Below are 24,189 nucleotides of genomic sequence, written 5' to 3' on the forward strand. Positions count from 1 at the left end.
TCGCGGGCAAGCCTTGCTCCCACAGGGTGGAGATAAATCCCTTTGCCACAGGTCAACCCATCACAGGGATTGTGTCTCGCCTGCTCAGTAGGCATGTCAGCCATCTTCTTCGATGTCCAACAACAAATTTTCCAACGCCTCGCGATACTCGCCTGGATCCTGCCACATCCCCCGCTGCTGCGCTTCGAGCATGCGCTCGGTCATGTCCCGCAGGGCGTCGGGGTTGTGCTGGCGGACGAAATCCCGGGTATCCGGGTCGAGCAGGTAGGCATCGGCCAGCAAGGCGTACTGGTGATCGTCGATCAACCGGGTGGTGGCGTCGAAGGCAAACAGGTTGTCCACCGTCGCCGCCAGTTCGAACGCGCCTTTATAGCCGTGACGCTTCACGCCGTCGATCCACTTCGGATTCGCTGCGCGAGAACGGATGACGCGGTTGAGCTCTTCTTTCAGGGTGCGGATCCTGGGCAAGTCTGGCTGGCTGTGATCGCCATGGTAACTGGCCGCCGCATCACCACTGAGGGTCTCGACCGCCGCCAGCATGCCGCCCTGGAACTGGTAGTAATCGTTGGAATCGAGCAGGTCGTGCTCGCGGTTGTCCTGGTTCTGCAACACCGCCTGAACCTGGCTCAAGCGCCGGGAGAACGACTCCCGGGCGGCCGTGCCTTCATCGCTGGCGCCGTAGGCGTAACCGCCCCAATTCAGGTACACCTCGGCCAGATCCTCGCGGCTCTGCCACAAGCGCCCGTCAATCGCGCCCTGCACGCCCGCGCCATAGGCACCGGGCTTGGCGCCGAAGATCCGCCAGCCGGCCTGGCGCGCCGCGGCGTCCGGCTCAAGACCCGATGCCAGCAAGGCTTCGCGCTCACTGCGCACCTTGGCCGCCAAGGGATTCAGGTCGTCCGGCTCATCGAGGGCGGCGACGGCCTGCACGGCAGCATCGAACAAGCGGATCAGGTTGGCAAAGGCGTCACGGAAGAAGCCGGACACGCGCAGTGTGACATCGACCCGAGGCCGGTCCAGCAGGCTCAACGGCAGGATCTCGAAGTCATCGACCCGTTGGCTACCCGTGGCCCACACCGGACGTACGCCCATCAACGCCATGGCCTGGGCGATGTCGTCACCGCCGGTGCGCATGGTCGCGGTGCCCCACACCGACAGGCCGAGCTGACGCAGGTGGTCACCGTGGTCCTGCAAATGCCGCTCAAGGATCAGGTTCGCCGATTGGAAACCGATGCGCCACGCCGTGGTGGTGGGCAGGTTGCGCACGTCCACCGAGAAGAAGTTGCGCCCGGTGGGCAACACATCGAGGCGCCCGCGGCTCGGTGCGCCGCTGGGTCCGGCCGGCACGAAGCGCCCGCTCAAGGCATCGAGCAGGCCGCGCATTTCCGCCGGGCCGCAAGCGTCCAGGCGCGGGGCCACGACGGATCGCAGGTTTTCAATGATGCTGCCCACCAGCTCCCAGCCTGGCGCGTCGAGCTGCTCCACCGCACCGTCCAGCGCCTGCTCGATCAACTGCACAGCGAACAGCTCCAGGCGCTCGCGGGTATCGCCGGCGGTGCGCCAAGGCTCGGTGCTGACCCGTCGCAACGCCTCGGGACACTCACCAGTCCAGGGCTCGGCCAAGGCACAATCCAGTGGATCGAAACCCAGCCCGAACGCCTTGGCCAGCGCCCGCAACAGACTCGACTGCGCGCCCTTGCCGTCGCCCCGGGGAATGCGCAGCAACGCCAGCAAGGTGTCGATGCGCAGCCGTCCGCTGGGCGACTCGCCAAAAATATGCAGGCCGTCGCGGATCTGCGACTCCTTCAAGTCACACAGGTAAGTGTCCAGGCGTGGCAACCAGATCGCCGCGTCGGCGTCGCTGTCCAGACCGGTATCGAGTTGCAGCTCACGGTCGATGTGCGTCTCGCGCACCAGGTTGAGGATGTCCCGTTGCAGCTCCCGGGCACGGCGCGGATCGAGCAATTGCGCCTCGTAGTACTCGTCCGCCAGCAGCTCGAGGTTACGCAGCGGCCCATAGGTTTCGGCCCGGGTCAGGGGCGGCATCAAGTGGTCGATGATCACCGCCTGGGTGCGACGCTTGGCTTGGGCGCCCTCACCCGGGTCGTTGACGATGAACGGATAGATATTCGGCAGCGGCCCCAACAGCACGTCCGGCCAGCAGTTTTCCGACAGCCCGACGCCCTTGCCCGGCAGCCATTCAAGGTTGCCGTGCTTGCCGACGTGGATCACCCCATGGACGCCGTAGGTGTGGCGCAACCAGAAATAAAACGCCAGGTAACCGTGGGGCGGCACCAGGTCCGGGTCGTGGTACACCGCGCTCGGATCGACCTGGTAACCCCGCGCCGGCTGGATGCCGACGAACGTCAGGCCCAGGCGCAGGCCGGCGACCATCAGGCGCCCGTCGCGGAACATCGGGTCTTGCTCGGGCGAGCCCCAGCGCGCCAGCACCGCTTGGCGATTGGCTTCGGGCAGTGCGTCGAACAAGGCCTGGTACTCGGCAAGGGCCAGGCTCTGGTGGCAGGGACGCAAGTCGAGGCTGTCCAGGTCGTTACTGACCCCGCCGAGCAATTGCTGGATCAATGCAGTGCCGCTCGCCGGCAGTTCAGCCGGCAATGGATAACCTTCGACCTGCAGGGCCCGCAAGATATTCAGCGCCGCTGCTGGGGTGTCCAGGCCGACGCCATTGCCGATGCGACCGTCGCGGGTCGGGTAGTTGGCGAGGATCAGCGCCACACGCTTCTGGGCATTGGGTAAACGCGCCAGGGTGGTCCAGCGCCGGGCCAGTTCGGCGACAAAATCCATGCGCTCGGGCGCGGCCCGGTAGCAGACCACGTCGCTCTGGCTGCGCTCGCTGCGCCAGGCCAGGTCCTTGAAACTGATCGGGCGGCTGATGATCCGTCCATCCAGTTCCGGCAAGGCAATGTGCATCGCCAGGTCCCGCGGTCCCAGGCCCTGCTCGCTGGCACGCCAGCCGGGTTCGTTGTCCTGGGCGCAGATCGCCTGGATCACCGGGATGTTGCGGCGAAACGGTCGCAGATGCGGAGCTTCGGGGCTGGATTGAGCGAAGCCGGTGGTGTTGAGGATCACACCCGCCTGCACCTCGTCCAGCCAGTCCTCTACGAGTGCGAGACAACCAGGCTCCTTGAGACTTGCCACGGCAATCGGCAGCGGATTGAGCCCCGCCGCTTGCAGGCGCTGGCAGAACACGTCGATGAACGCGGTGTTCGCCGCTTGCAGGTGGGAGCGATAAAACAGCACCGCCGCCACCGGTTGCCCGGCGCTCCAGTCGGCTTGCCAATCGTCGAGGTTGGCGCTGGTTTTCGCCGGATGATAGATGGCCGTGCGTGGCAAGGCCTGCGGCTCGGCCCACGGATAATCGCGGCCGAACCATTGGCTGCCGAGGTTGTAAAACAGGTCCAGGGCATTGCCCAGCCCGCCCTGGCGCAAGAACTGCCAGAGCCGGTCGCGGTCTTCGCAGGGCACGTTGCTCAGGTCACTGAGTTCCGGGTCCGGACGATCATCCCCTGGCACCAGGATCAGCTTCACCCCGCGCCCGGCCAGTTCCATCAGGCGCTCGATGCCGTAGCGCCAATAGCCGATGCCGCCGTGCAGCGACAACAGGATGACCTTGGCGTGTTGCAGCACGTCTTCGACATACAGATCCACCGAGGCGTGGTTCTGCACCTGCATCGGGTTGGCGAGGCGAAACTGCGGATAATCGCCCGGCAACTGCTTCGCCGCTTCGGCCAACAGCGCCAGGCTGGAGTCGCCGCTGCACAGGATCACCAGTTCGGCGGGGGTTTGCCCCAGGTCGGCGATGTTGTCATCCGACACGAAACCGCCGGGCTGGGTCCTGAGCAGGTGCATGGCTTAGGCGCCGAGGGCGGCGCGCAACTGCGCTTCGAGCAGCGCGGCGTCAAGCGCCTGGCCGATCAGAACCAGACGGGTGACCCGCGCTTCCTCCGCGCCCCACTGGCGGTCGAAATGCTTGTCGAAACGCGTGCCGACGCCCTGGATCAACAGGCGCATCGGCTTGTTCGGGATCGCCGCAAAACCCTTGACTCGCAGTACGCCGTGCTGGACCACCAGTTGCGTCAGCGCGTCGAGCAGCAGGCTTTCGTCAGCCTGGGGCAGTTCGATGGAAATGGAATCGAAGGCGTCATGATCGTGGTCATCATCGTCGCCATCGTGGTGATGATCGTGATGGCTGTGGCGGCCGTCGATGTGTTCTTCGGAACCGGCGCCCAGGCCGATCAATACGTCCAGCGGCAGGCGACCGCTGCTGGCTTCGATGACCTTGACCGCCGGTGGCAGCTCTTCGGCGACTTCCAGGCGAACCTTGGCCAGGTCTTCAGGGCCGATCAGGTCAGCCTTGTTGAGGATCACCAGGTCGGCGCTCGCCAGTTGGTCGGCGAACAGTTCGTGCAGCGGCGATTCGTGGTCCAGGTTCGGGTCAAGTTTGCGCTGGGCATCGACCTGGTCGGGAAACGCGGCAAAGGTACCGGCGGCCACGGCCGGGCTGTCGACCACGGTGATCACCGCATCGACGGTGCAGGCGCTGCGGATTTCCGGCCATTGGAAGGCCTGGACCAGCGGCTTGGGCAGGGCCAGGCCGGAGGTTTCGATGAGGATGTGGTCGAGGTCGCCACGCCGGGCCACCAGTTCGCGCATCACCGGGAAGAACTCTTCCTGCACCGTGCAGCACAGGCAGCCGTTGGCCAGTTCATAGACGCGGCCGTTGGCTTCTTCTTCGGTGCAGCCGATGGAACACTGCTTGAGGATCTCGCCGTCGATGCCCAGCTCGCCGAATTCGTTGACGATCACGGCGATACGGCGGCCCTGGGCGTTGTCGAGCATGTGCCGCAGCAAGGTGGTTTTACCCGAGCCGAGGAAACCGGTGACGATGGTGACGGGGAGTTTGGCCAGTGTTTTCATCGGATGCCCTTTGGCAAGGTGGCGGGCAAACGGGACGACAACCGCTGGCACAGGCGTGCGCGGAAGATTTCGCCACCGGATCACCCCGCCCGGTTGTAGTGAGAATCTGTCTCGAGGCAGGTCTCCTGGCTGACGGCGGGCCAATCTTTCGACTGGCAATTGCTGCGCCTTCCCGTGCGCCCGTTTAATAAGGGCATGCACAGTGGCCTTGCAGAAACAGCGCCGTTCACAGTTGCGGGGGCAGCCGCGGCTTGGACCGCGTTCCCTTCTTAGCTTCGGCGCACGCCGAAGAACCTCGAAGGCGCAAGGCTACGCAGGGTGTGGGGGCGGGTCAATCGCCAGAGTGCTCTGTGGTGTATGGACGGGCCTCATCGCGAGCAAGCTCGCTCCCACAGTGGGTCTCCATTGGCCTTGAATTTTGGGCCCGGCGCAGATCCTGTGTGGGAGCGAGCTTGCTCGCGATTGGGCAGCGCAGCCGCCCTCCCTTCGCATTGACGCCCGCCCCCCGCCCATGCTCTCCTGTGCGCCTAGTTACGGGTGCCCTTCACAGGGTGAAACGGGAAACCGGTGAATCGTGTGCTTTACTTCAAGGCCACGTCAGTCCGGTGCTGCCCCCGCAACGGTAAGCGAGCGAAGCGTCTGAACCACTGTGCAGGCCCTGCTACAAAAAGGGCGCATGGGAAGGTGACGCTTGCAGGCCAGGCGCAAGCCCCGCCCCTCGCGAGCCCGGAGACCGGCCCATGACTCATGCATCAACAAACCCGCGGTGGGCGGGCGCTGTTCGAACCTTGGTGGGCTTTTGCCCGGGGTCTCATCGCGCTCGAATGCCCACTGAACAAGAACAGAGGGAAGCGCCATGTCGACCATCAGCAGCACCGCCCGCACCGCCAGCAGCACCACCACCCTGAGCCAACGCCTGAGCGCCGCGATCCTTGCTTCGATCCTGGGCGCAGGGCTGGTCTATTTCGCCGGTTTCTCCCACATCGAAGCGGTGCACAACGCCGCTCACGATACCCGTCACAGCGCCGCTTTCCCGTGCCACTGAGAACTGACGACATGATCAAGCGTATCGCGCAGACCGCTGGTTTCAGCGGCTTGCTGGCCGCCCTGCTGCTGACCCTGCTGCAAAGTTTCTGGGTATCGCCGCTGATTCTCCAGGCGGAAACCTTCGAGAAGGCTCCGGCGACCGAGGTCCATGAACACGCCGACGGGGCGGCTCATACCCATGATGCCGAGGCCTGGGAGCCGGAAGACGGTTGGCAGCGCGTGCTGTCCACCACAGGCGGCAACCTGGTAGTCGCCGTGGGTTTTGCCCTGATGCTGGCGGGCCTGTACACCTTGCGCGCACCGACTCGCACATCCCAAGGCCTGCTCTGGGGCCTGGCCGGCTATGCCACTTTCGTCCTGGCGCCGACACTTGGCCTGCCGCCGGAACTGCCTGGCACCGCCGCGGCCGACCTGGCCCAACGGCAGATGTGGTGGATCGGCACCGCGGCGTCCACAGCGGTGGGCATTGCCTTGATCGCCTTCGGCCGGCATTGGCTGCTCAAGGTACTGGGCGTAGCGACGTTGCTGGTGCCCCACGTCATCGGCGCACCGCAGCCCGAAGTCCACTCGATGCTGGCGCCCGAAGCGCTTGAGAGCCAGTTCAAGATCGCCTCGCAGCTGACCAACGTCGCGTTCTGGCTGGCCCTGGGCCTGATCAGCGCCTGGCTGTTTCGCCGTGACGGCCAAGCCCACCACGACGCATGAGCGCCGAGCCGATCCTGGTGATCGGCCTGGGCTGCCAGCGTGGTTGCCCGGCCAGCACGCTGCGGGCCTTGCTCGACGAGACGCTGCTGGCCCACGGCATCGAACTTCATCGGGTACGGGCCCTGGCCAGTATCGACCTCAAGTGTGACGAGCCCGGGCTGCTGGAGCTGGCCGGGCAACTGGCCCTGCCGCTGACCTGCTTCAGTGTCGAACAGTTGGCCGGCTATGAGCAGCGGCTCAGTCACCGCTCCGAGATCGCCTTCCAGCGCACCGGTTGCTACGGCATCGCCGAAAGCGCCGCCCTGGCCTTGGGCGAGCAGTTGGGCACAACGCCCGCGACGCTGCTGATTACTCGCCAAAAAGGCCCCAAGAGCACGTTGGCATTGGCGGTCGTGGCGTAAATCCCGATAATCGGCGCCCAGGATCATGAACGATCTTCATCTGGGCGACGCTCACCCACCTTTCACAGGAGCCGGTCATGACCGTTTACTTCATCGGCGCCGGCCCCGGCGACCCGGACCTCATCACGGTCAAAGGCCAGCGACTGATCCGCCACTGCGCGGTGATCATCTACGCCGGTTCCCTGGTACCAACCGCCGTCCTTGAAGGCCACTGTGCCGAACAGGTGATCAACAGCGCGGAGCTGCATCTGGAACAGATCATCGAATTGATCAAGAGCGCCCATCTCAAGGGCCAGGACGTGGCCCGGGTGCACTCCGGCGACCCAAGCCTGTACGGCGCCATTGGCGAGCAGATTCGCTGCCTGCGGGAACTGGGCATCCCTTTCGAAATCATCCCGGGTGTGACCGCCACCTCAGCCTGTGCCGCCCTGCTGGGCACCGAACTGACCTTGCCGGACATCTCCCAGAGCCTGATCCTCACCCGCTACGCCGACAAATCCCCAATGCCCGCCGGGGAGGAACTGGGTAGCCTGGCCCAGCACGGGGCGACCATGGCGATTCACCTGGGGGTCAATCACCTGGAAAAAATCGTCGACGAACTGCGGCCCCATTACGGCGCCGACTGCCCGATTGCGGTGATCCACCGGGCGACTTGGCCGGATCAGGATTGGGTGCTGGGGACGCTGGACGATATCGCAGCAAAGGTGCAAGCCAAGGGCTTTCGCCGTACGGCGCTGATTCTGGTGGGACATGTGCTGGGCAACGATGTGTTCAGCGAATCTTCGCTGTACCGCGCCGGGCATGCGCATCTCTACAGGCCCTGAGGCTCAGCAAGAACCAGCCTGCCCCCCCTGTGGGAGCGATAGGAAAAGTGACGGTCACCGCAGATCAAATGTGGGAGCGAGCTTGCTCGCGATAGCGGTGGGTCAGCTGACGATGATGCTGAATGTGCCGACGCCTTCGCGAGCAAGCTCGCTCCCAAAGGGGGCGGCGGGCTACCAAAGATTACGAGCTGATCGCTGAAGCTTTTGTGGCGAGGGAGCTTGCTCCCGCTGGACCGCGAAGCGGTCCCCAGGCAACCCATGCACCATCACGGAAATGCATCGATTACCTGGCGATTGCTTCGCAATCGAGCGGGAGCAAGCTCCCTCGCTACAGTTTTTGCTCGCAGCGCACGCCTATCAGTAGTAGGCGTTTTCTTTCTGCGTGTGGTCGGTCACGTCGCGTACGCCCTTGAGCTCCGGAATGCGCTCGAGCAAGGTGCGCTCGATGCCTTCCTTCAAGGTGACGTCAGCCTGGCCGCAGCCCTGGCAGCCGCCGCCGAACTGGAGCACGGCGATGCCGTCTTCCACCACGTCGATAAGCGAAACCTGGCCGCCGTGGCTGGCCAGCCCCGGGTTGATTTCGGTTTGCAGGTAGTAATTGATGCGCTCGTTGACCGGGCTGTCGGCATTGACCATCGGCACCTTGGCGTTTGGCGCCTTGATGGTCAGTTGGCCGCCCATGCGGTCGGTGGCGTAGTCGACCACCGCATCGTCCAGGAAGGCTTCGCTGAACGAGTCGATGTACGCGGTGAAGCTCTTGAGCCCCAGCGCGGTGTCTTCGGGTTTTTCTTCCCCCGGCTTGCAGTAGGCAATGCACGTCTCGGCGTACTGGGTGCCGGGCTGGGTGATGAAGATGCGGATCCCGATACCAGGCGTATTCTGCTTGGACAGCAGGTCGGCCAGGTAATCGTGGGCGGCATCGGTAATGGTAATGGCGGTCATGGAAACTCCTCGCAGGCTTGCCAGCAGTTTACGCCAATCATCGCGCCGGACAAAGTCCCAGTATTTTTGTCAGGAAAGCGCCCGGCGGCACGGAGTTTGCCGCCGGAGCTGTCGATCAGAGGTTCTGGTAGCGATTCATGTCCAACACACCGCTTTCCACGGGCTCCGTCTCCTGGATGTACTGGCTCAGGTCATGGAAGTAGTACCAGAACTGCGGGTGACTGCGACGAATGCCCCAGCGCTCGACAATTCGCTCGAACGCCGGCCCATCCTGGGCGCCTTGCATGGCTTCGACGAACGCCGGCACTTGCCCGGCCGGAATGTTGAACATGAAGTTCGGATAGCTGCTGAGCACGCCCGGGTAGACCGTCAGTGTGTCCAGCCCCGGCTGGTAGCGTGCCTCCTCGCCCAGCAGGAACGCCACGTTGCTGTGGGCTCGGTTGCGCAGCAGGCTGTAGACCTCACGCTGACCACTGGCGGTTTCGACGCGCAGCAGGGTCGCTTCCGGCAGTTGGTCGATCACCTTGAGCCCCGCCGCCGGGCGCGACACCAGCCGACTGAGGGCCTGTTCGGCGTTTTGCAGCGCCGGGTCGATGTTCGGGCGCGAGCAATAGGCCCCGTCGCAGCGATTGATCGGATCGGGGCGGGCATTCAGCTCGCCGTACCGGGCCAGCAGTTGCTGGGTGAAATCGCCCTTGGGGTCGCGTTCGTCAAGCTTGAGGGCGGTCGGCTTGTCATCGTCGATAGCCTCGTAATCGAGCCACATCTTGAATTTGCCGCCGGCCTGGTACCAGTCGTCAAGGTAGCCTTCCCGGGAGTCGGCCGGCATCAGGCGCAGGAAGTTCTGCTCCGCACCGTTGCGGATCAGGTCGAAATACAGCCGGGTCTGGGCCTGGTGGGACACGTTGCCGAATACATCGAAGTTCACCGCCAATTGGTAATAGGTGCGCTCCAGCAACGGGAAGTCGAACAGCCACATCGTCTGCGGCACTTCACCGATCAGGCCCTTGTTGACCGAGGCACTGTCGAAGTGCCGGAAAATGCTCAGCAACGCATTGTCATTCCCGGCCCACAGCGTCGACCAACTCGGCGCCGGCGCATCGGCATAGACGTCGCGGCGCAAGGCTTCGTACTCGTTGCGCTTGTCCCGGTAGTCGAGCCACAGGCTGACGACGCTGCCCACATCGTCGTTCTGCCCCGGCATCGCGAGCAGCGGCGTGGCCTGGCCGCGGTAGTTCGGGTCTGTGATGTACAGGTCATGTTCGGGGGCCTGGAACAGCGCCCAGAAATTGTCGCGGATCACGTCCGTGGCAATCTGGCCCCGGCACACCGGCCCGCGAATGAAGGTGCGCACGAAATACTCGGCGTTATCGAGCATGAACTGGTAGCGAGCCTGGGCCGGGATCGCTTCAAAGGTGGAAAACGGGTTGGCCCGGCGCTCCGGACCGTAGCCCGGCAACGCGGAAACCTGCCATTTGCCGCTGTAGAACAGGCTCTTGATGCGCCCCATCTTCGCCGCGCTCAAGCCGTAGGTGATGTGAGTCTTGTGCACGATCACCCCTTGCACCGGCCAGAGCCGGTAATAGACGCGGGTGCCGGGGTCATCATTCGGACGACGGGTATTGATCAGGTCGATCGGCTGGCCGCTGGGCGTGCGCGAACGGACCCACTGGAAGAAATGCCCCGGCTCGCCGTCCTTGAAATAGATGTGCGCCAGGAACCAATGCTCGAACAACCAGCGGCCCACCAGGCTTTCCCGGGCGCCAGGGGCATTGAGCAGGTTTTCCCATTGCACCACCTGCAAGGCTTCGGCGGCACTCGGCGCCAGGGCCTGCTGATCGATAGGGGCGCCTGCGGCCAGCCAGCGTTGCAGGGTCTGGTATTGCTGATCGGTCAGGCCGGTGACGGCCAGGGGCATGCCCTCCTTGGGATGGGCGCCTGCGTATTCGTTGAATTGATCCGGCATCGCGCAGCTGTTTTCACGATTGAGGCCCAGCACGATCTCTTCCGGCAGCTTGGCGTTGGGCTGCAACGGTGTGCGGTGGCCCAACTCCAGCATGCGCGCCATCAGGGCAGCCTGGCTGCCTTGGGCGTCGAGCACTGAATAAAAGCCCTTGCGCTGCCAGGCGCGCTGGCCGGAGGCGTCATAGAACAAGCGGGTCGGATCGGCCGCCTGGCGCCGCTCGCCGTCGTACACCGACAGTTTGCTCGCGCCCCGTGCCGCGCCTTCGCCGCTGCCCAGGTTCAACTGGCAGGCGGAGTCGTAGCAGGCGTGACAGGCCACGCATTTTTCCGTGAAGATCGGCTGGACATCGCGAGTGTAGGAGATCGTGGGAGCGGGACTCCCGGCGGCTGCGGTAAAACACAACAGCAGCAACAGACTGCCGAATAAGACGCGGTACGGCATGTCTCGGGTCCCTAAGAGATAGTCCGGCGATTCTACCGGGCCAGCATCGCCTTGCAAACATGAGCGATATTCATGCAAAAGCCCATCATGATCAAATCCTGCACAGGTTTGCTATCATCCCGGCCTTCGTAATGGTCTTTTTTTCCAGGTAGTCCTATGTCTGATCGCAGCGCTCGCCTTTATCTTCTCCAGCAAGCCCTCAAGGAACGCATCCTGATCCTCGACGGCGGCATGGGCACGATGATCCAGAGCTACAAGCTGGAAGAACAGGACTACCGCGGCAAGCGCTTCGCCGACTGGCCGAGCGACGTCAAGGGCAACAACGATTTGCTGGTGCTCAGCCGCCCCGACGTGATCGGTGCCATTGAAAAAGCCTACCTGGATGCCGGCGCCGACATCCTGGAGACCAACACCTTCAACGCCACCCAGGTGTCCCAGGCCGACTATGGCATGCAGAGCCTGGCCTACGAGCTGAACCTGGAAGGCGCGCGCCTGGCCCGTAAAGTGGCCGACGCCAAGACCCTGGAAACCCCGGACAAGCCGCGCTTCGTCGCCGGCGTGCTCGGCCCGACCAGCCGCACCTGCTCGCTGTCGCCGGATGTGAACAACCCCGGCTACCGCAACGTGACCTTCGACGAACTGGTGGAAAACTACACCGAGGCCACCAAGGGCCTGATCGAAGGCGGCGCCGACCTGATCCTGATCGAAACCATTTTCGACACGCTGAACGCCAAGGCGGCGATCTTTGCCGTGCAAGGCGTTTACGAAGAACTGGGCGTCGAACTGCCGATCATGATTTCCGGCACCATCACCGACGCCTCCGGCCGCACCCTCTCGGGCCAGACCACCGAAGCCTTCTGGAACTCGGTGGCCCACGCCAAGCCGATCTCCGTGGGCCTGAACTGCGCCCTCGGCGCCAGCGAATTGCGCCCGTACCTGGAAGAGCTGTCGAACAAGGCCAGCACCCACGTATCGGCCCACCCCAACGCCGGCCTGCCCAATGAGTTCGGTGAATACGACGAACTGCCGGCCGAAACGGCCAAGGTCATCGAAGAGTTCGCCCAGAGCGGTTTCCTGAACATTGTCGGCGGCTGCTGCGGCACCACCCCGGCGCACATCGAAGCCATCGCCAAGGCCGTGGCTGGCTACGCGCCGCGGCCAATCCCGGAGATCCCACGGGCCTGCCGCCTGTCAGGCCTGGAACCGTTCACCATCGATCGCAGTTCGCTGTTCGTCAACGTCGGCGAGCGGACCAACATCACCGGTTCCGCCAAGTTCGCCCGGCTGATCCGCGAGGACAACTACACCGAAGCCCTGGAAGTGGCCCTGCAACAGGTCGAGGCCGGCGCCCAGGTGATCGACATCAACATGGACGAGGGCATGCTCGATTCGAAGAAGGCCATGGTGACCTTCCTCAACCTGATTGCCGGCGAACCGGACATCTCCCGCGTGCCGATCATGATCGACTCCTCCAAGTGGGAAGTGATCGAAGCCGGCCTCAAGTGCATCCAGGGCAAGGGCATCGTCAACTCCATCAGCATGAAGGAAGGCGTCGAGCAGTTCATCCATCACGCCAAGCTGTGCAAGCGCTACGGCGCCGCCGTGGTGGTGATGGCCTTCGACGAAGCCGGCCAGGCCGACACTGAGGCGCGCAAGAAGGAAATCTGCAAACGCTCCTATGACATCCTGGTCAATGAAGTCGGCTTCCCACCGGAAGACATCATCTTCGACCCGAACATCTTCGCCGTCGCCACCGGTATCGAAGAGCACAACAACTATGCCGTGGATTTCATCAACGCTTGCGCCTACATCCGCGACGAACTGCCCTACGCGCTGACCTCGGGCGGGGTCTCCAACGTGTCCTTCTCGTTCCGCGGCAACAACCCGGTGCGCGAGGCGATCCACTCGGTGTTCCTGCTCTATGCGATCCGCGCGGGCCTGACCATGGGCATCGTCAACGCCGGCCAACTGGAGATCTACGATCAGATCCCGGTGGAACTGCGCGACGCCGTGGAAGACGTGATCCTCAACCGCACCCCCGAAGGCACCGACGCCCTGCTCGCCATCGCCGACAAGTACAAGGGCGACGGCAGTGTCAAGGAAGCGGAAACCGAGGAGTGGCGCGGCTGGGAAGTGAACAAGCGCCTGGAGCATGCGCTGGTCAAGGGCATCACCACCCACATCGTTGAAGACACCGAGGAGTCGCGACTGTCGTTCGCCCGGCCGATCGAGGTCATCGAAGGCCCGCTGATGGCCGGCATGAACATCGTCGGCGACCTGTTTGGCGCCGGCAAAATGTTCCTGCCCCAGGTGGTCAAGTCCGCCCGCGTGATGAAGCAGGCCGTGGCCCACCTGATCCCGTTCATCGAGGCGGAAAAAGGCGACAAGCCGGAGGCCAAGGGCAAGATCCTGATGGCCACGGTCAAGGGCGACGTGCATGACATCGGCAAGAACATCGTCGGCGTGGTGCTCGGTTGCAACGGCTATGACATCGTCGACCTGGGCGTGATGGTGCCGGCGGAGAAGATCCTGCAGGTGGCCAAGGAGCAGAAGTGCGACATCATCGGCCTGTCCGGCCTGATCACCCCGTCCCTGGATGAGATGGTGCATGTGGCGCGGGAGATGCAGCGCCAGGACTTCCACCTGCCGCTGATGATTGGCGGGGCCACCACCTCCAAGGCCCACACGGCGGTAAAAATCGAGCCCAAGTACAGCAACGACGCGGTGATCTACGTCACCGATGCCTCCCGTGCCGTGGGCGTGGCGACCCAGTTGCTGTCCAAGGAACTCAAGCCGGCGTTCGTCGAGAAAACCCGCTTGGACTACATCGAAGTGCGCGAGCGTACTTCCAACCGCAGCGCCCGCACCGAACGCCTGAGCTACCCCGCCGCCGTGGCCAAGAAGCCGCAGTTCGACTGGAGCAGCTACCAGCCGGTCAAACCGACTTTCACCGGCGCACGGGTGCTGGACGACATCGACTTGAACGTGCTGGCCGAGTACATCGACTGGACACCGTTCTTCATCTCCTGGGACCTGGCCGGCAAATACCCGCGCATTCTCACCGACGAAGTGGTTGGCGAAGCGGCCACCGCACTGTATGCCGATGCCCGGGCGATGCTGCGCAAGCTGATCGACGAGAAACTCATCAGCGCCCGCGCCGTGTTCGGCTTCTGGCCGGCCAACCAAGTGCATGACGACGACTTGGAAGTCTATGGCGACGATGGCAAGCCCCTGGCCCGCCTGCATCACCTGCGCCAGCAGATCATCAAGACCGACGGCAAGCCGAACTTCTCCCTGGCCGACTTCGTCGCGCCGAAGGACAGCGGCGTCACCGACTACGTCGGCGGCTTCATTACTACCGCCGGCATCGGCGCCGAAGAAGTCGCCAAGGCCTACCAGGAGGCCGGCGACGACTACAACTCGATCATGGTCAAGGCCCTGGCCGACCGCTTGGCCGAAGCCTGCGCCGAATGGCTGCACCAGCAGGTGCGCAAGGAACATTGGGGTTACGCCAAGGACGAGAGCCTGGACAACGAGGCGCTGATCAAGGAGCAGTACATCGGCATCCGCCCTGCCCCCGGCTACCCGGCCTGCCCGGATCACACCGAGAAAGCCACCCTGTTCCGCCTGCTCGATCCCGAGGCCAGTGAAATGAAAGCGGGACGCAGCGGCGTGTTCCTCACCGAACACTACGCCATGTTCCCGGCGGCAGCGGTCAGCGGCTGGTATTTCGCCCATCCCCAGGCGCAATACTTCGCCGTGGGCAAGATCGACAAGGACCAGGTCCAGAGCTACACCGCACGCAAGGGCCAGGACTTGAGTGTGACTGAGCGTTGGTTAGCGCCGAATTTGGGTTATGACAACTAAGTCAATGGCGGCTGTTTGTGCTCTTCATACAATCTGTGGTGGAGAGCATATCCAGGAGCGCCCTGAATACAGACTTGCCCTAAGCCGTATTCATTTTCGTGCCGAAATAACAATATTAATGGGCATACTCCAGTTTGAATCAGGGCTTTTAGCTTTAAGCTTCAGAAGCCCATTGTAATATCCGACCGGCAAAGCCGGATTATCACTAGCTTTGTACTCTATATTAAAATCCAATTTATCGTAGGGAGAACATGACACCGCCACGTTCATGGCCGTTGTGCAGTTCCCTCTTCGGCGTGATGCGCGAAGCTTTACAGGAACTTGGTTGTAGGCAGCGTTGTATAACGGCACAGTGAGCATTGTTTCCCGCGCTGCTGACTCGGTGATCAACTCAGTAGGGCCTATATCCCGACTCAGGGCAACCACACCTACGTGAATTCCCCCAGCTGGAATAACCAAAGTGGTAGATGCTTCGGATTGTGCACCAGATGGACTGACAAGCAGCACGCGCAGGCCCGGCAACTCTGGATTGTAACCCGTCAATCGCGCGGTATTTTCTCGCCATACACGAGCCATATTGGCGGTTTGAGCATTGCCTAGTGGCAAACCATGAGCATCGAGAACATCAGGTGTCGAATAATAAAAAGCCCGACTTCCGTAGCACAGATTGGTTTTGGTCTTGCCATTGTCGTGACCGAAATTAAAATTGACTCCATCTTGTTCAAAACAATGTCTGCCCCCTGCGTTGTGACCCATCTCATGGGCGAACGTCGTGGGTGACCACCAGGCATTGGCGCTGGTATACCCTGGCCTATTGCCCCTGCCAGCGTTATTTCCGCCGGTAATGGCCGCGTTGATATCAGTTTTGAACATGGATCTGTAAGGAACCAAGAGACTTTCCCAATTGTCGAGTCCTTCACTCGACGTATCGAGGACTTTATTGCTATCGCCGAAGACAGCAACCGCCGCCAGTCGCAACGACACATCGGATATCCGTGAGTTGCGCAAACTAAGATTGACGGTTTCAGTTTGCGCCAGCGCATAGCCTACCGCATCAGATTCCAGTTTCCCCAGCGTGTAGGCTGCATAAGCGAAAAGCGCGTCCACATACCGATGCTCCGCTGCTATGGTCGAATCGACGCCCATCGGCTCATTGGATTCAACCACATCATTTTCCTGGGCGTCGACAACTGGCTCCTCAGTAAACTTGCTTTTGCCTTGGGCATTGACCGTCAACAAACCACGCTTGTCAGGAGAATTGACTATTGCAGTCACGGAACCGTCAGGCGACCTGACCACCACCAATGAGCCAGTATCACCGTCGCGAGTATATAAATTACCGCTTTCTACCGTGTACCCCTGCTCAACCTTGATCGCTGAACGCTCAAAATGTGCGCTGCCGATCGCATCGGCATATACGCTGGCAGACGTCGCGTGGGGCGAATCTTCTGGGGTATCGGTTGCGGCGCTGACCAGTGCGGGCAGCGCAAGTACCAACGCCAGCGCTGTCAGGCGGGAGCGCCCAGCCGTAGAGAATGGATTTCCAGTATTCATGGCGTATTTCCTAGCAAAGACAGGAACCATAAGACTGATCCCATTAAAGCGGGACGACTACTGTCAGATATGACAGTAGCTAGAGCAGCGAACAAGCCTATTAACATCAGCAAACCGACCCATCGACGGCACCGGTATCGACAGATCGGCCTTCAGCTCCGCAACTGCGGATCAGTTGCGGCGTGACGGTCCAGGTTGGGGTGACCGGTTACCGGATTGCTCCGTTTCACCAACGGTGCTTCGCAAGTCGTTCAACTCGCTTCGCGTCAACTCGACCAGCTTCTCCGTGCGCAGGGCATCGACTGTTCTGCCCAACGCATTGAGTTCCAGGTTGTACTGCTGCGTATCGATTCCGCCATCAGCCCGGCGATCCTCCAGTGCGTCCAGGAGCTCATGACGCCTATTGGCGACAGCATCCGCGATGTTGCGCATTTGTTCTGGATGCCGCTCCTGCAGGTAGGTCGTCCAGTAGTCACGCGACGCCATGCTTACCAATAGCGCATCGCTGCGCTCTGCCTCAAGAATCGAGGTGCGGGTGCGCGCCGCCAGTTCTCCAGTGATCGGCGCGCCGAACGCCATGTGCGTAGGCTGCCCCGGCAAATCGATGCCGTCGCCCCATCCGCTCGTCAGGCCAATGCGATAACGCAAGCGCACTTCCGCCCTATCCCTGCCCTGGCCAGCCGCTTCAGCCAACGTTTCGACCCTCTCCAGCCGGAACAACTGCCGCGACAAGCGCAGCAACGCCTGGCCCCTGAGCAGGGGACGGTCCAGCGGAATGTCACGCAAGGCCTGAAAGACAAACACACGAACTTCCAACTCGCTAAAGGTCAAGATGCGGCCATCGATGCAAGTACCGTGGGTTTCGGCGTTTTGAAACAGCAACTGACGCAATACGCTGTTTTCGCTGGCAGCGTCCATGACATTCCATACCCGTCGCGTCAGTTCTGCCCGGTCAAACCTGAAATCGAACGTATCAGGCAACAGCGCAAGCAACTGGAAGAACCGCTCGTGATCGTTTTCTTCGGCCAACTGCGCCCAGATCCGGCTCCGGACCGTGACTTGTTCACTGTTTGAGCCCACCAGCCATGGACTCAGCGCCTCGGCCGATGCGTCGCCCGTCGGATCAAGAAGAGGTTCGACCGCAGCGACAGAGGCATGCGGATCGTGACGGCCATTAGCGCCTGCGCCACCATCGGAGTCGTCATTGAAATCCGAGATATCGCCTTGCGGCGCCTCTGACATAGCGATCAGGCTATCAATTTCTTCTCGGGAAAATCCTGAAACCTCTTCGCGATTGCCTGACTCAAGGTAATCCCTGAGTTCATAAAATGTGTTGAGCGACAGGTCTTCATTATCACTCAAATCCATTCCGCCCACGAGCCTCTGGTGGCTGCCATCCAGCAACCCCGCCGGAAGATCAGTAAACTCGTTGCCGCTCAAGTTCAGCACACCCAGCTCTTGCGCGTTCAATAGCTGGCTGGGCCAGTTTTCTATCTCGTTGTAGCTAAGATCCAGCACTTCGATCTGGCCAAAATCCGGAGGATCGAACGTGACCAGTCTATTAAGGGAAAGGTTAAGCGAACGCAGGCGACCATTAATCAATAACGGATAAACGCCCGTAGCCGGCAAGTTATTGTGACTAAGGTTCAAGTGCTCCAACTGTGCCATTTGCAAGACAACGCTCGGTACGGCGTCCAGATCATTGCCGGCCAAATCCAATCGGTTCAAATGAGGAAAAGCCCCCAGGAAATCGTTGGACCCTTGTTCAGTTAACAAGACACCCGAAAGTTCCAGCATCGTCACGCCAGGAAACTGTGCAACCCGCTCAGGCAAGTCCCCCACTTGCAGGCCATGCAGACTCAGTGTTTGCCCTGCGCCGTCATGGCGCATCAACCCTTCTTGCCACACCTCGCGAATTCTCGTTGCAGCAAGTGCGCGGCTTTGCGCAGACACGACGGTTCTGGCTGTACGTCGTTCTCGGATAAACAGCCAGTCGTTCAACCGACGAGTCAGCGAGACACACGCTTGATGCCACTGGCTGATTTGATCGTCGATTTGCTTGTCGGTCATCCCGTTTTCACGCCACTGCCCGAGCTGCCGGGCCGCCTGCTCCTGAGTCAGGGCCGGATCCAGCCGCTGCAGGCGTAGCTCAAGCCCGGCACTTCCCTCGGCCACCGCCGATTCCTCAGGAAGAGGTAAAAGAAGTCGATCTATTGTTTCGCTGGTTTCTGCCGGGGGGAACTGCGACGGTACGGGTTCTTTGGCAAGCCGAGCCAGTGTCCCCTGAAGGAGTCCTCTTGCATCCTCGATTCGCTGATGTGCCGCACTCAAGGCTGCCTCGCCTTCAGGGCTGAAGGGGTTACCGGTCAAGTTGGCTTTCAGTATGAGCGCATCATTGGACAGCACTGTTGGCGGGAACGACTGCAGTTGGTTATCCCGCAAGTCAAGCCAGGAAAGCTGCGTCAGGTTCTCGGCACCGGTTGGCCAAGCCCGCAACTGGGTGGCTTTGAGGCCCAGTGCCTTGAGCCGGGTCAAGGCACTGACATCAAGCGTCTCGAGCGGGTTGTTTTCCAGATTCAGTTGCTCAAGCATCGTCAACCCATTGAACTGCGCCTGAACAGTGGGCGTGACGAGCAGGTTGTTGTTGCGCATATCGAGTTGCGTCAGGGCCGGCAAGTCTTCGGCGTCGAAAGGCAGCTCGGTGAAGCCGTTGCCGCTTATTTCCAATGTTCGCGTACCGCTGAATGCCCTGAAAAAGTTGCGCGCCTGCCGGGGGGAAACATCCAACGATCCCAAGCGCAGCGTTTCTACGTGGGAGAAGCTTGCGGGCGGCAACGCTGGGAGCGCCGCAAACTGCTTACCGGGAAGAGCAGACCCGGAAACCGGCAGCTCAAACAAGGAGCCCCCTGCGGTCGGCAAACCCAGGCGTTGGCGTACAGCGCCGCGCCAGCTGTCTCGCAACGCTCGAAACAACAGACCTCCGCCCTCCCACCACACTGGCGAAAGCAAGGCATATGACAAATCTTCCGCCCCCGTCGGCTCGAAAAAAAACTGCGCAAAGATTCCATCGTGTTCAGCCCTGAGTGCTTCTACCGCAGCAAATCGTTCCTGAGGAGTATTGGAGGCACTGTCAAATTTCACGGGCAGGCGCCCGACAGACTCGGCCTCCCCGACCAGCAAGCGCAATTGCCCGCGACAGTAGCCGTCCACCATTTGATCCACGTCCACCAAATGGCCGAACGCTCCCGAGTATTCGCTGACGTACCGGTAGGCGCGCGCGAACGCTTGCGGAGTCAGCGCTGACCAATTCAGCGATAGCCCGGCCCACAACTTTTCGTGCCCTTCGAATATTGCATCCGGCAGCGTACGTATCGATGTGCGCGACAGCTCCAGGCGTTCGAGCCGGGGAAGACGCTGCACGTATTCAGGCCATTGCGATAACGCTTGAGGCGCCTCGATTTTCAACGTACGCAAACGGCTCAATGGTGTCAGGTCAAGGTTGTGCATGGCGGTCTGATCGAAACCTGAGCAATCGATGTGCAGCACCTCCAGTGAAGTCAGGGAAGAGAGCCTTTGTGGAAAACTCTCGGCCAGCGAGACAGCAGCGGTGGAAAACCGCAAGTCGGTGAGTCCTGGCATCTGGCTCACCGCGTGCGGCAAGGTGGTCAACGGTGGGTGCCCGAAGGACAGATCGAGGAATCCGGATTCCCTGAGGCCAATCTCCAATTTCGTGACCCCAGGGAAAAGTGCCAGGAAGGCATCCGCATTGGCGTCTGTCATGCCGCCGCCAATCACCGACAATTCCCGTACATGCGCAAAATGGGTGGCTATGGGGGGCAGCGACCCCTCACAGGAAAGCACCAGCCGCGCGCCTTCGGGGGATTCTTCCGCTAACGGGCGATTGCGCCAACCGTCCCTGAGCGCCTGCGCAAACCTATTTTTGTGAGCATCGGCCGGGCTCCCGAGCGTCTCGCCCAGCCATTGTTCAAGCGTGCCGTCGAGCGACTCCCACTCGCGCTGGCGCGTTTGCAGTTCCAAATAGATCTGCCGTTCTGTCTTTCCCCGTTGCTGCCTGATGAACGCTTCGGCTTGTGGCTCGCTGGGGTAAAGTGCCTCCACCCGCGCCTCAATGGAAGGATGCATTCCCCTACCCCGGCCGCTCGCGTAATACCCCTTGAGCGTCGCGCTCACGCGAACCGGTGGTTTGAAGCGCTTGGCGGGGGTTTCAAGGAGCTGGGTCATGTCCCCACGATGCAGGTAGGCGTAATCGATGATCATGCGTTGCAGCTCGGGGCCGTTCCCCTCCGGCAGCCCCAGGGCGGAACGCGCCTCAGCGGGCAGAACATGCAGGATCGAACGGTAGAAGTCGCCACCCCGCCGGGGCATGCCACCCGGTTCGTCACCCAGCTCATTGAAGGCCTGATAGCCAGGTCCGTTTTTAATAAGGTATTTTTTTTCAGGCGCATTCTTGTCGCCGATGCTTTCGAGCAACGCACCCGTGTCGCTTCCCTCGCGCACTTCCAGGCGCAGCGTAACGGGCCAGCCCGGCAGTCTTTCCAGGGCATGCAATGCCAAGCGCCGGCTGTCGGCCGAAACGATATTGTCGCTGTGCAATCCCCCATACGCCCGAACCTGACGTCCTTGTCGTGCATACCAGCGAGCCTCTTCGAGCATGCTCAACGGCGCGCGGCGCCTTGCGTCAAGACGGGTGAGATCCGCAGCGCTACCGTGGGCGATGACCTCCTGGGCGGCAGCCTCGCTAAGGCCTGGGCACTCACGCTGCAAAATCCTGATACGACCGTCCACAGGTTCCGTGCCCTTGTAGATCCTTTCAAAAACTTGCTGCCGGGTTAACCCTCCCAGATTTGCTGCAGCTTGCAACTGATCAATCACCTGCGCGGCCTCGGCATCCGCCTTGAACAGCCGCATCGCATCCCTCAGCTCGGGAGGGGGCATCGTTCGGTCCATGTGCATTTTGCGTAGCGCGTTATCGCTGACGCCGCTGACATCGGCGAGCCTGAGCAGCATCTCATCCGAAAACGCCGCGGTCTCATGGCCCATGCGCCTGAGCAGCGTCAGGCGATCCCACGTCATCGGGCGCTCCAGCGAATGCCGCCAGGCTCCGTTGCCGTTATGCAGGAGGATAGGTTGATACGCCGCCTCGTCCGTTGGATGCTTGATTCGCCATTTGTGGATCGATGCGTCGAAAAACTGCTCATGCACCTTTCCCCCTAGACGAATATGGGTTTTCCCATCGACTTCGTATTGCCCCAGCGCGTTCGGAGTGCTCGTATCGGTGAGTGTTACAGCGCTTTCATAGCTGCTCAGTTCCGGCTTCCACAAGCGTGTTTCGCCATTAGGCAACGTCACAGGCTCAAGGCACTCGATCACGGGTTCAGGCTTGATGGCGGCCAGCTTGCTGACCCCGGCCCCCACACCGGCCATCGCGCCCATCAACGCCAGGTTTTCTGCGACGTCGATCAAGTGAGCCTTGGCTGCCCGTTTGTCGCCCTCGCCCCACTCGACTGCACCTTCAAGGGTTTCATATAAAAGCTGTCCCGCCATGACGACCATCATGACCTCGCCCAACACCGGAACGAACATCGACAACATGTTCACCGCAGACAGCCCCATTTGTAGCAGGTTGGCCAGTTTTTCCTGCCTTGCCTTGGCGTCGACGTCACTCGTGGGCACAGCATGACTGCGCGCATCGGCCAGCACTTTTTCACGGTGTCGCTCATAGAGGTAGTGCCACGGATCCAAGTTATCGTCCCACAACGATCGGCCTTTCTGCGGCAACGTCGAAGGGGCGATGTAGGGATTTGGTTCGCGCTTTGCCTTTAAGGGATCGGGAGGGACTCCCGGGAGGTGCATCATCAGTGAAGAGGGCATGAAAGGTTCAAAAATGCCCAACCATGGCGCAGGCAATTGGATGCTTGGGAAGCCGGCTGCCTCCTGGACAAACTGGCTGAAGAAATAAGGTCGTTTATCGTAGGGCACGAACTGACTGAAAAAGCGCTGGTAGGGTGTAGGACCGGTGTATTCCAACGGCGTGGTTTCGGGGGTGGTAAGCAATTGCCTGAAGCGTGTTTCCAGTTGGTCGCCGTCGTAGCGCTTCATTGGATGTTCAGGATCATGGGGAACATAAAGAATCATTTCGTCGCTGTAGCGATGTAGCTCACAGATCGAGAACGCGACACAGCCCACCAATCTTTGCTTCATCAGGGACATGTCTTCGAACCAGACCGGCTTTTCGCCCATCCAGGGGTTATTTTCACCCTTGATGACCGAGAGAATCATCGCGTGATCCCTGGGTTCGATATCCCCTGTCAATAGCGCCTGCTCGGCTGCGGCCCTCATCGCGGCTTTCTGGCTGGCAATGAAGTGCTGGCGAAGCGTCGTTTCGGTCGCAGCGTCAGCCGGGTAGAAAAATGACTTGAGGTAGGCTTGGTACTTCGCACCGATGTCCAAGGTGCGGCACAGGGTGAGGAATTGACCGACCGACACATTCAACGCCACGGGCGCGTAAGTGCCGGGTGCGTCCTTCTCCACCATGAATTCTGATGTTTCATGGTAGGCGCCGTGCTCGCACTCCCAGCTTTCGAAGTTGTGCAGCGCAACCTGCAGCAAGGGTAACTTGAACAATTCGAACGAAGAAATTTCCACCTTGATCACGGTTGTTTCCCATGGCCGTGTAAGGCGTAGCAAGGTTTTGTCGACATCCACCTCTACCTGGAACCGATCCTTCAAGGCCTGGATCAAGAGCGGCCTGGCAAACGTGTCGATGTCCAGGAACGACGACAGGGTCTTATCCAGTTGATTCTGTGCCGCAAGACTTTCCTTAAAACAGGCATCCACGACCTTGCGCTGCTCTGGCGAAGCGTTCGCGTACCAGGCCGGCATCTGCGTTCCGACTTGCTTCATCGCCTGCCTGCGTTGCGTCGAAGCCTCGATGAGCCATGCCGGCATCGCGGCTTCCAGGAAGTCCGCGTGCAGACTCTCCGTGGCCGGTGGCTCTGGCTGTATTTTTTCCGGGGACTGTGTGGAATTGGGTGACATACATCGCTCCTTTGAATGAAGCGACAGCAGGCCCGTTTAGCGAACCGCATGGGCGGTACATAGTTATAGGTCGATGGGAAACTGTGTAATGAGGGATTTAAGCCGGCAGAGATTGACTATGCTCTCCACATACGACCTTGTGTATGGAGAGCATCATGGACGAACCAAGCGAAAATAAGGCGCCCACCCTCTGGCAAATGCTCCACAGCGTGGGAGCGGCGGCCTTCGGCGTGCAAAGCGGAAAAAACCGCGCCCGCGACTTCACCCATGGCAAGCCGAGCCACTTCATCATCCTCGGCATCCTGTTTACGGTGATTTTCGGGTTGACGTTGTATGGGATCGTCAATCTGGTGCTGTACTTTGCGGGCATATAGAGCGGAACTGCAAAATATGGAACCGGGCCTCTTCCAAAACGAAACAGCCATACCGCCCATCTCGATCTGAG

Annotated in this window: 12 protein-coding genes and 2 riboswitches; of the genes, 6 read left to right on the top strand and 6 right to left on the bottom strand. The window is 61.2% G+C overall.

Annotated features, from left to right (window positions below; all coding sequences use genetic code 11):
* Positions 1-96 precede the first annotated feature (96 nt).
* Both cobN and cobW read right to left on the bottom strand, forming a co-directional pair.
* The gene (gene cobN, locus AB4Z20_RS06080; protein WP_442089529.1) at positions 97-3,870 is read right to left on the bottom strand and encodes a cobaltochelatase subunit CobN; all 3,774 of its coding nucleotides are present in this window, start codon (positions 3,868-3,870) and stop codon (positions 97-99) included.
* 3 nt (positions 3,871-3,873) lie between these two features.
* A complete protein-coding gene (gene cobW, locus AB4Z20_RS06085; protein ID WP_442089530.1) occupies positions 3,874-4,938 on the bottom strand; it encodes a cobalamin biosynthesis protein CobW in 1,065 nt (354 codons plus the stop codon).
* 98 nt (positions 4,939-5,036) lie between these two features.
* A riboswitch (cobalamin riboswitch) is annotated at positions 5,037-5,251 on the bottom strand.
* A gap of 205 nt (positions 5,252-5,456) precedes the next feature.
* A riboswitch (cobalamin riboswitch) is annotated at positions 5,457-5,694 on the top strand.
* 100 nt (positions 5,695-5,794) lie between these two features.
* On the opposite strand from cobW, the gene AB4Z20_RS06090 reads away from it, so the two are divergent.
* From AB4Z20_RS06090 to cobM, 4 genes are all read left to right on the top strand, one after another.
* On the top strand, positions 5,795-5,983 hold the full coding sequence (locus AB4Z20_RS06090) for a CbtB domain-containing protein (RefSeq protein WP_014338677.1): 189 nt from the start codon (positions 5,795-5,797) through the stop codon (positions 5,981-5,983).
* Positions 5,984-5,994: 11 nt separating this feature from the next.
* Positions 5,995-6,690, top strand: a complete 696-nt coding sequence (locus AB4Z20_RS06095; RefSeq protein ID WP_024616632.1) for a CbtA family protein — start codon at positions 5,995-5,997, stop codon at positions 6,688-6,690.
* Entirely contained in the window at positions 6,687-7,091 is a 405-nt protein-coding gene (locus tag AB4Z20_RS06100; protein WP_442089531.1) for a cobalamin biosynthesis protein, read from the top strand. The genes AB4Z20_RS06095 and AB4Z20_RS06100 overlap by 4 nt, the downstream gene beginning before the upstream one ends.
* A 77-nt stretch (positions 7,092-7,168) precedes the next feature.
* Entirely contained in the window at positions 7,169-7,915 is a 747-nt protein-coding gene (cobM, locus tag AB4Z20_RS06105; RefSeq protein WP_253473413.1) for a precorrin-4 C(11)-methyltransferase, read from the top strand.
* Between the two features lie 357 nt (positions 7,916-8,272).
* Here the strand turns inward: cobM and nfuA are convergent, their stop codons facing one another.
* Positions 8,273-8,857, bottom strand: a complete 585-nt coding sequence (nfuA, locus tag AB4Z20_RS06110; protein WP_003182850.1) for a Fe-S biogenesis protein NfuA — start codon at positions 8,855-8,857, stop codon at positions 8,273-8,275.
* Positions 8,858-8,972: 115 nt separating this feature from the next.
* Entirely contained in the window at positions 8,973-11,264 is a 2,292-nt protein-coding gene (locus AB4Z20_RS06115; protein ID WP_253473410.1) for a fatty acid cis/trans isomerase, read from the bottom strand.
* Between the two features lie 156 nt (positions 11,265-11,420).
* Here AB4Z20_RS06115 and metH point away from each other — a divergent pair, with 156 nt between their 5' ends.
* Positions 11,421-15,131: a methionine synthase gene (gene metH / locus AB4Z20_RS06120; RefSeq protein WP_258690821.1), complete on the top strand. Its 3,711-nt coding sequence runs from the start codon at positions 11,421-11,423 to the stop codon at positions 15,129-15,131.
* Between the two features lie 90 nt (positions 15,132-15,221).
* Here the strand turns inward: metH and AB4Z20_RS06125 are convergent, their stop codons facing one another.
* Entirely contained in the window at positions 15,222-16,685 is a 1,464-nt protein-coding gene (locus AB4Z20_RS06125) for a hypothetical protein (RefSeq protein WP_442089532.1), read from the bottom strand.
* A 171-nt stretch (positions 16,686-16,856) separates the two neighbouring features.
* The gene (locus tag AB4Z20_RS06130; protein ID WP_442089533.1) at positions 16,857-23,744 is read right to left on the bottom strand and encodes an NEL-type E3 ubiquitin ligase domain-containing protein; all 6,888 of its coding nucleotides are present in this window, start codon (positions 23,742-23,744) and stop codon (positions 16,857-16,859) included.
* Positions 23,745-23,899: 155 nt separating this feature from the next.
* Here AB4Z20_RS06130 and AB4Z20_RS06135 point away from each other — a divergent pair, with 155 nt between their 5' ends.
* A complete protein-coding gene (locus AB4Z20_RS06135; protein ID WP_253473397.1) occupies positions 23,900-24,118 on the top strand; it encodes a DUF2970 domain-containing protein in 219 nt (72 codons plus the stop codon).
* The last annotated feature ends 71 nt before the right edge of the window (positions 24,119-24,189 follow it).

The organism is Pseudomonas sp. KB_12 (genome assembly GCF_052114545.1).
GTDB lineage: Bacteria > Pseudomonadota > Gammaproteobacteria > Pseudomonadales > Pseudomonadaceae > Aquipseudomonas > Aquipseudomonas brassicacearum.